The 539-nt window shown below is 47.1% G+C and carries 1 pseudogene; it reads right to left on the bottom strand.

The window, feature by feature from the left end:
• Positions 1–528, bottom strand: a pseudogene (locus R7R24_RS29880) (hypothetical protein); the annotation flags it as partial.
• Positions 529–539 lie beyond the last annotated feature (11 nt).

Here is a 539-nt window from a genome sequence, read left to right as displayed (position 1 = left end):
ACGATTGGTCTGCTCTTTGAGCATTTTCAGTGCATGTTTTCGGTATTTTTTAAACGCATTAAATGCCGCTTCGAAATCGCCTTGCTCTTCAGCAACGCGAGATTGCTGAAAACAGATCTGACTTAGCAGTTCGCCGTTATCGAAATTAAGCGCGGATTCTTCTGCGGCAAGCAACAACTCGGCTGCGCTGTCTGTGTTTTTACGCAGTAGCTCTAGTCTTGCTCGACTGATGAAAGAGTGTGCTTTCATCCACGTTAGATCGTGCTCAATGGCCAGCTTGTGCGCTTTTTGGGTTGCTTCTTCCGCAGCGTCTAGGCGTTCTAAGCCAAGGAGTGCCAAGCCTTTAAAGTCCCAAATTTCGGCTTGCCAAGTGCTGTCTTCATGGTCTTTGAGCACTTCTGTTGCGCCATCAAGTACCGTTAGCATCTCAATAAAGTTGTTGAGGAGGTAGTAGTCCCAAGCCAGCAGAATGCGAGCTTTACCTTCTAACCATGCAATTCGGACGTTGTTTGCCACTTTAACTGCAAGCTAATGAGTCG

The organism is Vibrio sp. 704 (assembly GCF_033339295.1).
Note: the sequence above shows the minus strand (reverse complement) of the source record. Positions and strands in the feature narration are given on the sequence as shown.